This is a genomic window from Kitasatospora sp. NPDC001683, from assembly GCF_053596495.1.
Genome location: NZ_JBSFGK010000159.1, coordinates 1 through 10,922, shown reverse-complemented (window position 1 = coordinate 10,922; position 10,922 = coordinate 1). Strand labels below are relative to the sequence as shown.

Annotated in this window: 5 protein-coding genes; 1 reads left to right on the top strand and 4 read right to left on the bottom strand. The window is 73.3% G+C overall.

The genetic code is table 11. From position 1 onward, the window contains the following. Positions 1–96: 96 nt before the first annotated feature. The 4 genes from ACWCYO_RS38980 to ACWCYO_RS38965 form a co-directional block, all read right to left on the bottom strand. Complete coding sequence (locus ACWCYO_RS38980) at positions 97–1,176, bottom strand: beta-ketoacyl-ACP synthase III (RefSeq protein WP_449786848.1); 1,080 nt, start codon at positions 1,174–1,176, stop codon at positions 97–99. Between the two features lie 26 nt (positions 1,177–1,202). Beyond that, the gene (locus ACWCYO_RS38975; protein ID WP_449786847.1) at positions 1,203–2,942 is read right to left on the bottom strand and encodes an acyl-CoA dehydrogenase family protein; all 1,740 of its coding nucleotides are present in this window, start codon (positions 2,940–2,942) and stop codon (positions 1,203–1,205) included. 65 nt (positions 2,943–3,007) lie between these two features. Further along, entirely contained in the window at positions 3,008–4,225 is a 1,218-nt protein-coding gene (locus tag ACWCYO_RS38970; protein WP_270142646.1) for a beta-ketoacyl-[acyl-carrier-protein] synthase family protein, read from the bottom strand. Beyond that, the gene (locus ACWCYO_RS38965) at positions 4,222–4,467 is read right to left on the bottom strand and encodes an acyl carrier protein (RefSeq protein ID WP_270142644.1); all 246 of its coding nucleotides are present in this window, start codon (positions 4,465–4,467) and stop codon (positions 4,222–4,224) included. The genes ACWCYO_RS38970 and ACWCYO_RS38965 overlap by 4 nt, the downstream gene beginning before the upstream one ends. 453 nt (positions 4,468–4,920) lie before the next feature. On the opposite strand from ACWCYO_RS38965, the gene ACWCYO_RS38960 reads away from it, so the two are divergent. Continuing rightward, positions 4,921–10,922: amino acid adenylation domain-containing protein (locus ACWCYO_RS38960; RefSeq protein WP_449786846.1), on the top strand; the 6,002-nt coding region annotated here is incomplete at its 3' end.

The following is a 10,922-nucleotide window of genomic DNA, read 5'->3' as shown; positions in this document are numbered from 1 at the left end:
GAACCTGCTCGCCGAGGGCGGGGGCAACCACGACAGCCTGAACCCGCTGCTGACGGGCGGCTCCGCGCTGTTCATCCTGGTGCTCCTGCTCTTCACTCAGGGTGCGTCAGGCTGCGGGGGCGCCACCCGGTCGCCCCCGCCTACGGGGACCGGGGCATCGGGGAGGCCGACCTCCGCACGGACCGGACGGACCGCGGGCCAGCGCAGGGCCACCGAGCCCCAGGTCAGGCCACCGCCGAAGGCGGTCAGCAGGACGCGGTCGCCGGCGGAGATCCGGCCCTGGGCGGCGGCCCAGGCGAGGGCCAGCGGGATGGACGCCGCCGCGGTGTTGCCCACCTCGGCGAGGTGGCAGACGATCCGGTCGGCGGGGACGCCCAGGCGCTTGCCCACCGCGCGCAGGATCCGCGCGTTGGCCTGATGGCCGACGAACGCGTCGATCTGATCCATCGACCAGCCCACCGCCTCGGCCACGTCGCGAGCGGAGCGCCTCATGGTCTCCACCGCGCGGCTGAAGACCTCCTTGCCGGCCATCTGGAAGTAGCGCGAAGCCTCGTCGACGGCGGGGTGCGGTGCCCGCGACCCGCCGCCGGGGACGGTGATCAGCTCGGACCGGCTGCCGTCGCTGCCCAGTTCGGCGTGGAGGACCTCGCCCGGGGCACCGGGGGTTCCGCGCTCCAGCACCACGGCCGCCGCCCCGTCGCCGAAGAGCACGGCGGTGTTGCGGTCGGTCGGATCGATGATGGTGGAGTAGGTCTCCGCGCCGACGAGCAGCACGCTGTCGTAGCCACCGGAGCTGATCATCGCCGAGGCGACGGTGAGCCCGTAGACGAAGCCGGAGCACACCGCCGACAGGTCGAAGGCCGGCACGCCGACCATCCCGAGCCGAGCGGCGATCTGCGGGGCCGTGGCCGGGCACGGCTGGTCGGGGGTGGTGGTGACCAGCAGCACCAGGTCGCAGCGCCGGCGTCCGGCCGACTCCAGGGCGGCGGCACCGGCGGCCGTGCCCAGGTCGCCGGTGCTCGTACCGGGCCTCACCACGTGCCGCTGCGCGATCCCGGTCCGACTGAGGATCCAGTCGTGCGAGGTGTCCAGGACCTGGGACAAGTCGTCGTTGGACACCACGTCGGGCGGCAGGCAGCTGCCGATGCCGGTGACGACGGCACGGATGTCGGGCATCTCTCGGGGTCCTTCCGGACGGGCGGTCACGCCGGGTCGCGGAGCGGAACGGCCGCGGGACCCGGACGGCCCTCCGGCACCGCCACCGCCTGCGCGAGGTGGCGGTCGGCGAAGTCGGCGTGGGCGATGGGAGCGGTGATGAGCGCCTCGGGCACGTCGAGCACCTTGAGCAGGTCCGCGGCGTCCATCGGTGCCGCGCCCTCCTCCTCGTGCAGTTCGGCGACCCGCAGGAACTCCTCCTGGGTCAGGGCGCCGGCCCGCAGCGCGGTCACCCCGTGCTCCAGGACGCAGCCGGCCGCGTAGTGCCGCAGGAGCGCCTGTCCGGTCTCGGTCGGCTCGTGCGCGGCCCAGTGGCCGAGGGCGAGGGTCTGGTAGACGGCCCGGGACCAGGCGGTACTGGCCGCGCCGGGGCCCTGGCGGTCGACGTCCGCCAGCAGCTGATCGCAAACCGCCCGCATGACCTCCAGCAGCCGCGAGGCGTCCTGATGGGGGCGGATCGCGGCGTCGAGCAGGGCGGCCAGCGCTTCGCGCTCGCGCAGGGCGAAGCGCGAGGCCTGGTAGCCGAGGACGGTGTTGTCCCCGCCGAAGGTCACCGCTATCTCGTAGTCGTGCTGCAAGGGCGAGATCTGGTTCAGCCGGTGGTAGCCGAGACCGCCGCACAGCTCCCGGGCGTCCGCGAGGGTGTGCCGGGCGTCGCCGGTGCTGCCGGTCTTGCCGCAGGCCACCAGCGCGTGCAGCAGGCGGTCCTCGGACGGTGGCCGGTCGTCGTGGCGGTCGACCGCGACGGCGGTCAGCGCCTCCAGCGCGTGCTTGGCCGCCGTGGCCCGTCCCGCTGCGGTGCGCAGCCGCATCCGGTAGTGCGGGTGGCTGATCAGCGGGCCGCCGAACGCCTTCTTGAGGTCGGCGAAGCGGACGGTGACGGCGCAGGCGAGCCGCTGGGCCATGCCCGCCCCGGCGGTCGGGAAGAGGCGCTCGTGGGTGAAGGTGGCCAGGCACTCGTCGAACCGGCGGTAGCGCTTGAGCGGGGAGTGGTAGCGCCCCTGCTCGTCGATCCGCGCCCAGCGGCTCATCATGGCGGACACCGGCAGGACGCACCGGTCGAAGGTGATGATGCCGGTCTGGTTGGCCTCGACACCGCCCTTGGGCTCGGCGCCACGGACGTGGACCCCGTCGATCAGGCGGCCCTCGGAGCGCAGCGGCACCCGCAGCCAGTGGTGCCCCTCGTCCCGGCCGTCGACGACGACGCGGGACAGCACCATGGCCACGTCCCCGGTGTACAGGCTGTTCCCGATCCAGACCTTGCTGTCGGCGGGCTCCGGGGTGTGCAGGACCAGACTGCGGTCGGCGTGCCGGTAGGTGGCGGTGGTGCCGATCCGCTTGAGGTCGGAGCCGGCGTGCAACTCGGAGGCGGCGAAGCAGTAGACCTTCGTCATCCGGTCGATCTCGGGGCCGTACTGCGCGAGCTGGTCGGGATCGGCGTGGCTGAGCAGCGCGTCGCCGGCGATCTGGTGCGAGACGAGGACGTTGGCCAGCGAGGCGTCGTAGGCGCCGATCCAGCCCATCGAGCGCAGGAAGTCGGCGAACTCGCTCGTGGTCCCCCGGCCGAGCCACAGTGAATTCGCGGTGATACCCGCCGAGTTGAGCAGCCGGGCGCGGTGCAGCGTCTGCAGGCTGTAGGCGTGGAGGCTCTGCTCGAGGGGCCGGATCTCGGCGAAGTCGGGCTCGGCGAGGAGGTGGGTGAGCGCGGTCACGCGCTTGTCTGTCATGTCTCGGGTCCCATCGATCAACGGCAGCCGGGGCGCTGGCACCCGGCTGACGGGCGGTTCGGCGCTCAGTTCCCCAGGACCAGCGCGGAGTTGGTGCCACCGAAGCCGAAGGAGTTGCTGACCACCACGGAGGGCGCGGCGCGGCGGGGCGCGCCGAGGACGACGTCCAGCCCGGGCAGCTGCGGATCGACCACCTCGGTGTGCGCCACCGGCGGCACCACGCCGTCCCGGAGGGCGCAGAGGGACAGCACGGCCTCGATCGCGCCGGCGGCGCCCAGGGTGTGGCCGAGCACGCCCTTGTTGGAGGTGACCGACGGGCCGTGCGGGAACAGCCGGGCCAGCAGCTCGCCCTCGATGCGGTCGTTCTTCGGCGTCGAGGTGCCGTGCGCGTTGACGTGATCGACGTCCTGCGGCTGGAGGCCGGCGTCCGCCAGCGCCCGCCGGACGGCGGCCTCGGCCTGGGCTCCGTCCGGCCGGGGGTCGGTCGGGTGGTGCGCATCGGTGGTGCAGCCGTACCCGAGGACCCGGCCGAGCTCCGTGGCCCGGCGTCGCGCCACGGCCTCGGGCGTCTCCAGCACGAGGGCGGCGGCGCCCTCGGAGATGACGAAGCCGTCGCGATCGACGGCGAACGGCCGCGAGGCGCGGGCGTCGTCCCGCTTCGACAGCGCGCCCATCCGGGCGAATCCGGCCACCACCACCGGAACCACGGCGGCCTCGGTGCCGCACGCGATGACCGTGTCGCAGGCACCGCTGCGCAACAGGTCACGGGCGATGCCGATGGCGGCGGCGCCGGAGGCGCAGGCGGACACCACGGTGTGGCACGGGCCGGTGATGCCGTAGCGCGACGCGATGGTGCCGACGGCCATGTTGGCCAGTGACCGCGGATGCAGATAGGGAGTGACCCCCTCCGGCCCGCGTGCGGCGAACCGGTCCTGGGCGGCGGTGAGGGTCCCCACACCGCCGATACCCGTGCCGACCACCACGCCGACCCGGCTTCCGTCCCAGGCGACCGGGTCGAGACCGGAGTCCCGGATCGCCTCGTCGACGGCCACCAGGGCGTAGCGGATGAACGGGTCGACGTGCGCGGTACCCCGGCCCTTCAGGACCTCGGGCCCGATGGCCGGGACCCGCAGGCAGTAGTGGGCGCCGGCGCTCTTCGCCGCCTCGTCCTTGACCGCGAGCTCGCGCGGTTCCAGGACGGCCTGCCAGGTGTCCGAGACTCCGATTCCGGCCGGAGTGACCAACCCGGCCCCGGTGACCGGGGCCGGAAACGGGCGGGTCATGCCACGCCCACGCCGGACTGCACGAGCTGCACCAGCTCGGCGAAGGTCATCTTCCCCAGTCGGCTCTCCTCGGGGGAGATGTCGACCCCGAACTGCTCCTGGATCAGGGTGATGAGCTCGACGGCGGCGAGCGAATCCAATTCGAGGGAATCGAGCTGCACGTCGGGGACGATCTGGTCGGCGTCGACCTCCAGGTCATCCACCAGAATGCCACGAATTGCAAGTGACAGATCGTCAGTCATTCAATTCACCCCGTAACAACAGTAATTGACTTGGAACCAGACGGACCCTACCACGCCCCCCGGGGACCATCCGGACAAATCCCCCGGGCCTGCCGGGCGCCAACCTGTGATCGACGACACGTTGTCGGGAAACGCCCGGTGTGAAGTCCTTGCACGGACCCGACGGCCGATCCCACTAGTGGCGAGTCCCTGCAGTAGTGTCGTGGGAAGGGGGGATCGGCCGGGTCGGCGGCCCGAACGAGTCGATCCCGCAGCCTCCCGCCTTGCCGCAAAGTGGTTGTGACCTGCGGTTGCTGAGGTGGCGTCAAGCCGGATACGCGATTGACTCAACCGCTGACTGTTGCTTAGCATCCGACGTGGGCGGGCGACCTGGGACATTTTTACGAGTGCTGCGCAGTCCTGCGCACCGGGGCGACGGAAACTCCCCCGGAGGATTAATGGGGGATTCTCACGGTGTTCGCCGAATCGCATTCTGCTGCCCTCTCGCTGTCTGCGGCCCAACAGCGCGTCTGGTACGCCCAGAAGTTGGATCCGGCGAGCACCCTCTACAACATCAGCGGGTACGTCGAACTCCGCGGCGCGCTCGACCGGGACTTGTTCGAGCGCGCACTGCGGCATTCCGTCGACTCGGCCGAGGCGCTGCACGTCCGCTTCGTCGAAGAGGGCGGGACCCCCCGGCAGATCGTCCGGTCCGCGCGCGACTGGCCACTCCTCGTCCACGACCTGAGCGCGGAGCGGAATCCGCTCCAGACCGCACACGACCTGATGTCGGCGGACCTCACCGAGACCACCGACCTCTCCGTCGGCCCCCTGTTCACCCAGGTCCTGTTCGGACTCGCCCCGGACCACCACCTCTGGTACACCCGGGTCCATCACATCGCGACCGACGCCTACGGGTTCAACCTCCTCGTGCAGCAGGTTGCCGCCTGTTACACGGCGCTGGCCGAGGGCGTCGAGGCCCCGCCCACGGAGTTCGCCCCCCTGGACGCGTTCCTCGCCGAGGGCGAGAAGTACGCCGCCTCCGAGCAGAGCCGCAAGGACCGCGCCTACTGGCTCGACCGCTTCGCGGACGACCCCGAGCTGCTGAGCCTGCCCGACCGGAACCTAGGCCTCTGGTCCGAGGCCCGGCGGGCCACCGAGCAGGTGGAGCCGCAGCTCGTCGCCGAACTCAAGCGGCTGGCCGCCGAGGCCCGGACGACCTGGCAGGTCACGCTCACCGCCGCCGCCGCGGCCTACCTGCGCCGCTTCACCGCCACCGAGGACGTGGTGCTCGGCTTCCCGGTCACCGGCCGCCTCGGCGGCATCATGCAGGCCACGCCGGGGATGGCCTCCAACGTGCTGCCGCTGCGCCTCGACGTCCGGGCCGAGGCCTCGTTCGCCGACCTCCAGCGATACGTCGCGCGCGAGCTCCGGGCCCTGCTGCGCCACCAGCGCTACCGCGGCGAGGACCTGCGCAAGGACCTCGGGCTCGGCGCCCACTCCCGGCGCATGTTCGGACCCGCCGTCAACTTCCTGCCGCTGCAGCCCGGTCTGCGGTTCGGCGACTGCCGGGCCGAGATCCACAGCGTGCCGAGCGGTCCCGTCGACGACCTGACCTTCGCGTTCGAGGGCGGCGGCGAGGGCGCCGGGCTGCGGCTACGGGTGGCGGGCAACGCGTCCGCGTTCGGCGCCGACGAGATCGCCGGCCATGGGCGGCGGTTCCTGGACTTCCTGCGGGCGCTCGCCGCCGAACCCGGCCGGGCGGTCGGGCAGCTCGACGTGTTGGGCGCGGAGGAGCGCCGCCGGGTGCTGACCGACTGGAACCCCACCGCCGAGGACCTGGCCGCCGGAACCCTCCCGGCCCGGTTCGAGGCGCAGGCCGCGCGGACGCCCGAGGCCGTCGCGGTGACCTTTCAGGACAGCCGGCTGACCTACCGGGAGCTGAACGAGCGGGCCAACCGGCTCGCGCACCGACTGATCGCCCGCGGCGCCGGCCCCGAGGACCTGGTCGGCCTCGTGCTGCCGCGCTCGCCGGAGCTGGTGGTGGCGATCCTGGCGGTCCTGAAGGCGGGGGCCGGCTACCTGCCGATCGACCCGGACGCCCCGCAGGCGCGGATCGAAGCCGTGCTGACCGAGGGCCGGCCGGTGCTGGTGCTGGACAGCGTGGAGTCGGTGCGGGACACCGACGGCGCGCCGGCGACCAACCCGGTGGACGCCGACCGGCGCGCACCGCTGCGGCAGGACCACCCGGCCTACGTGATCTTCACCTCCGGCTCCACCGGCAAGCCGAAGGGCGTGGTGATCCCCCACCGCAACGTCACCCGGCTCTTCTCGGCGGCCGACCGGGAGTTCGACTTCGGCGACCAGGACGTCTGGACGCTGTTCCACTCCTACGCCTTCGACTTCTCGGTCTGGGAGCTGTGGGGCGCGCTGCTGTACGGCGGTCGGCTCGTCGTGGTGCCGCACGCGGTGTCCCGCTCGCCGCGGGACTTCCTGACCCTGCTGTCCGAGCAGCGCGTCACCGTCCTCAACCAGACGCCGTCCGCGTTCTACCAGCTGGTCGAAGCCGACCAGCAGAGCTCCGACACCCCGCTCAGCCTGCGCTACGTCGTCTTCGGCGGCGAGGCGCTGGCCCCCGGCCGGCTCGGCGCCTGGTACGAGCGGCACCCGGAGGACCGGCCGACGCTGGTCAACATGTACGGGATCACCGAGACCACCGTGCACGTCACCCACCGCGCGCTGGACCGGGCGAGCGCCGCGGCCGACACCGGCAGCACCGTCGGTCCGGCCCTCGCGGACCTGCGGGCCTACGTCCTCGACTCCTCCCTGCGGCCGGTGCCGCCCGGCGTCACCGGCGAGCTCTACGTGGCCGGCGCCGGTCTGGCCCGCGGTTACCTGGGCCGCCCCGCGCTCACCGCGGACCGGTTCGTCGCCTGCCCCTTCGGTTCGGCCGGCGCGCGGATGTACCGCACCGGCGACCTGGCCCGCTGGACCCCGGACGGCGCGCTGGTGTACGAGGGCCGCGCCGACCACCAGGTGAAGATCCGCGGTTTCCGGATCGAGCTCGGCGAGATCGAGGCGGTGCTGACCCGCCACCCGCAGGTCGCCCAGGCCACGGTCATCGCCCACGAGGACCGGTCCGGCGACAAGCGGCTGGTCGCCTACGTGGTCACCCGAGGCGCCGCGGTGGATGCCGCCGAGCTGCGCGCGTACGCCGGCCGGGCGCTTCCCGGATACATGGTGCCCGCCGCAGTGGTCCTGCTGGACACCCTGCCGCTGACCACCAACGGCAAGCTCGACCGCCGGGCGCTGCCCGCGCCTCGGTTCGAGGCCGAGGGTGCCGGTCGTGGCCCGCGCAACGCCCGGGAGGAGATCCTCTGCGAGCTGTTCGCCCGGGCGCTCGACGTCGACCGGGTCGGCATCGACGACAGCTTCTTCGACCTCGGCGGGCACTCCCTGCTGGCCACCCGGCTGGCTGGCCTGATCCGCTCGGAGCTCGGTCTGGAGCTCCCGCTCGGCACCCTCTTCGAGGCGCCGACCGTGAGCCGACTGGCCGACCGGATCGCCGAGAGCGAGCCGGCCCGCCCCGCGCTGCGGCCGATGCCGCGACCGGATGCCGTGCCACTGTCGTTCGCCCAGCAGCGCCTGTGGTTCCTGCAGCGGATCGAGGGGGCGGACCCGACCTACAACATGCCGCTGGCCCTGCGGCTCACCGGTGAGCTGGACCGGGAGGCGCTGCGGGCCGCGTTGAACGACGTGGTCCGCCGCCACGAGTCGCTGCGCACGGTCTTCACCGAGAGCGGTGGGCCGGTCCGGCAGCAGGTGCTCGACTCCCGCACGCTGCCCCTGCCGGTGACCGAGGCCACCGCGGAGGACCTGCCCGGCCTGCTGACCCGAGCCGCAGCCACGCCCTTCGACCTGGACCGCGAACTTCCGCTGCGCGCCTCGCTGTTCACGCTCGCCCCGACCGAGCACACCCTGCTGCTGGTGATGCACCACATCGTCGGCGACGAGTGGTCGATGGCGCCCCTGGCCCGCGACCTGGGCACCGCGTACGCGGCCCGGCTGGGCGGCTCGGCCCCCGGGTGGGAGCCGTTGCCGGTGCAGTACGCGGACTACACGCTGTGGCAGCGCGAGCTGCTCGGCACGGAGGACGACCCCGCGAGCCTGGCCCACCGCCAACTGGTCTTCTGGCGCGAGGCGCTGGCCGACCTGCCCGAGGAACTGCCGCTGCCCGGCGCCCGTCCGCGCCCGGCGGTGTCCGGCCGGCGCGGCGAGGCGCTGCCGGTGCGGTTCGACGCCGAGCTGCACCGCGCCCTGGCGGAGCTGGGTCGGGAGCACCGGGCAACCCTCTTCATGGTGCTGCAGGCAGGCCTGTCCGCCCTGCTCAGCAGGCTCGGCGCAGGCACCGACATCCCGCTCGGCACCGCGCTCGCGGGCCGCACCGACCAGGCGCTCGACGAACTGGTCGGGTTCTTCGTGAACACCCTGGTGCTGCGCACCGACACCTCGGGCGATCCGGGCTTCGGTGAGCTGGTGGACCGCGTTCGGACCGCCGACCTCGCGGCCTTCGCGCACCAGGAGCTCCCGTTCGACCGCTTGGTCGAGGCGCTCAACCCGAGCCGAGCGGCCAACCGGCACCCGCTCTTCCAGGTGATGCTGGTGCTGCAGAGCACCCCGGCGTCCGAGCTCGACCTGCCGGGCCTGGAGGTCCGGAAGGAGCAGATCCACCCCGGTGGGGCGAAGTTCGACCTGTCGCTCTCCCTGACCGAGACCCGCGACGGCGACGGCGCCCCCGGCGGCCTCGAAGGCTACGTCGAGTACAGCACCGACCTGTTCGACCGGGAGACCGTCGCCACGCTGGTCCAGCGCCTGGAGCGGCTGCTCCACGCGGTGGTCGCCGATCCCGCGGGCCCCATCGGCGCGGTGGACCTGCTGACCGAGGCCGAGCACCGCCTGCTCACCACCGGCTGGAACGACACCCGCCGGGAGGTGCCGGCGCTCACGGTGCCGGCCCTGTTCGAGGCCCAGGTCGCCCGGACCCCGGACGCGCCCGCGGTCCTGTTCGCCGACACCGCGCTGTCGTACGCCGAGCTCAACCGCCGAGCCAACCGGCTGGCCCGGCTGCTCATCGGCCGGGGCATCGGCCCGGAGTCCGTCGTCGCGCTGATGCTGCCCCGCTCCGCCGACCTCGTGGTCGCGATGCTGGGTGTCCTCAAGGCGGGTGCCGGTTACCTCCCGGTCGACCCCGACTACCCCGCCGAGCGGATCGCCTACCTGTTCGCCGACGGCGCCCCCGCGCTCACCGTCACCACCGGCGCCCTGGCCGCCGCGTTGCCGGTCGGCACGGAACACATCGTGCTCGACACCGCCGGGTCGGCAGACCTCCCGGACGACGACGTCCAGGACCGGGACCGCCGCAGCCCGCTCGACCTCGGCCACCCCGCGTACGTCATCTTCACCTCGGGCTCCACCGGGCAGCCCAAGGGAGTGGTCGCCACCCACCGCGGTGTGGCCGGCCTGCTCGCCGCCCAACGGGACCGACTGGTCGTCGGCCCGGGCGACCGGGTGCTCCAGTTCGCCTCGTTCAGCTTCGACGCGGCGTTCTGGGAGCTGGTCATGGCGCTGCTGTCCGGCGCGACCCTCGTACTCGCCGAGCCCGACCGACTGCGCCCCGGTGCTCCGCTGGCCGAGCTGGTGGAGGCCTACGGGGTCAGCCACCTGACGCTCCCGCCGACCGCACTGGACGTCCTCGCGCCCGAGGACCTGCCGTCGGTGCGTTCGCTGGTCGTGGCCGGTGAGGCCGCCTCCGGGAACCTGGTGGCGCGCTGGTCGCCGGGGCGCCGGCTGGTCAACGCCTACGGCCCCACCGAGACCACCGTGTGCGCCACCATGAGCGATCCGCTGCAGGGCGACGCCCGGCCGCCGATCGGCGGGCCGATCGGCAACATGCGCGCCTACGTCCTCGACGAGCGGCTGCGGCCGGTGCCGGTCGGGGTGGCCGGCGAGCTGTACGTGGCCGGCGACGGCCTCGCCCGCGGCTACCTGCGGCGGCCGGCCCTGTCCGCCTCGCGATTCGTCGCCTGCCCGTTCGGCGAGCCGGGCGAGCGGATGTACCGCACCGGCGATCTGGCCCGGCGCCGGGCCGACGGCACGCTCGAGTACCTGGGCCGCACCGACGACCAGGTGAAGGTGCGCGGCCACCGGGTCGAGCTCGGCGAGATCGAGTCCGCCCTGGCCGCGCAGCCCGGAGTGGCCGCGGCCGCCGTGGTGCCCCGGTCGGACCGTGCCGGCCAGCTGGTCGCCTACGTGGTCCCGTCCGACCCCGCCTCGGTCGCCGACACCCTGGCCGCGGACCTGCGGGCCGCACTGCGCCGTCGACTGCCGGAGTACATGGTGCCCGCGGCGGTCGTGGTGTTGGACGTGTTGCCGTTGACGCCGAACGGGAAGGTGGACCGTAGGGCTCTGCCCGCGCC